This window comes from Dietzia cercidiphylli, from assembly GCF_014145145.1.
Classification (GTDB): Bacteria; Actinomycetota; Actinomycetes; order Mycobacteriales; family Mycobacteriaceae; genus Dietzia; species Dietzia natronolimnaea.
In genome coordinates this window covers 1-1,137 of sequence record NZ_JAALEA010000273.1, presented here as the reverse complement: position 1 = coordinate 1,137, position 1,137 = coordinate 1, and the positions used below count along the sequence as shown (strand labels likewise).

General features: G+C 72.6%; 1 protein-coding gene. It reads right to left on the bottom strand.

Annotation, left to right across the window (positions count from 1 at the left end):
• Window positions 1-1,137, bottom strand: a 1,137-nt coding sequence (locus tag G6028_RS10245; RefSeq protein ID WP_182658799.1) for a peptidoglycan binding domain-containing protein, incomplete at both ends; no start/stop codon positions are given.

The window sequence follows — 1,137 nt, the reverse complement described above, 5'->3', positions numbered from 1 at the left end:
CCGGCTCGCGGATCCCGGCCCGCTCTGCCTCCTCGGTGGTGAGCTCAGGATCCCGGCCCACGTAGCCGACGGGGAGCACGCGCGGACCCTGGACGTCGGTGAGCTGTCCCGGGAGTGCGCCGAGCAGCGGACCCCACGAGACCGTGCGACCCTGGACCGCGGGCACCACGGAGGCGGACGACCCGCTGAAGGAGAACGAGGCGTCCCGGCCCTCCTGCTCGGTCTCCTCCATCAGCGGCTCCAGGATCCCCTTGGCCGCGTCTGCGTCGAACCGGGGTTGCAGCTCGGACCCCTCGCGCACGAAGGTCAGATACTCGCCGATCCGGTCCCGGGGGAACAGCACGGGCACGGCATCGGGGCCGTCGGCGTCGACCATCTCCAGCTCGCGCTCGGCGGGGACCGCCCGCTCCCTGCCCGGGGGAGGAGGCGGGGCCGGCAACCTGGTCGTGACGGTGGTGACGGGCGGCTCCGTGCCGTCCTCACGCATCCGCGAGGCCAGCAACGTCACGTCGCGCCCGGCGGCGGGTTCGGCCACGTCGCGGATGAGCGCGCGGACCTGGTCGGCCTGCGTCTCGGTGGGGGTGTAGTCGACCACGAGGTCGACGCCGTCGTCGTCGAGCCAGTGGGCGAGCACCGCGTCGCGCGAGCTCTCGATCCGCAGACGCTGGCCGTCCAACGGGATGGCGGAGCGGACCTCGTCACGGTCGAACCAGATGGCGCCCTCACGCGGGTCGAAGTCCGCCTGCAGGGCGAGTTTCTCCAGGAACTCGGTCAGCCGCGCGTCGGGGATCACGCTGGCGATGCCCACCTCGGTGGACCACACCAGGCTGATCAGCCGGGTGAACGGGTTGAGCGGCTGCTCCCCCGCCCGGTCGAGGGTGCCCTGCCAGTCCACGGACAGCCCGACCGATCGGGGATCGAGGGTGGTGGACACGACGCCGGCCCGCAGGTCGACCTCCTCGTCGACCCGTGGCCCCAGCTCGCGGATCAGGAGCTGCTCGGCGTCGGCCGTGCGCATCCCACCGACCTGGATCCCGGCCACCTCGGCCCCGCGGGGGACCCGTCCGATGCTGTGGACCAGATCGAAGCCGTAGAGCACCGCCAGCCCCATGAACACGCCGACACCCGTGTGGATCC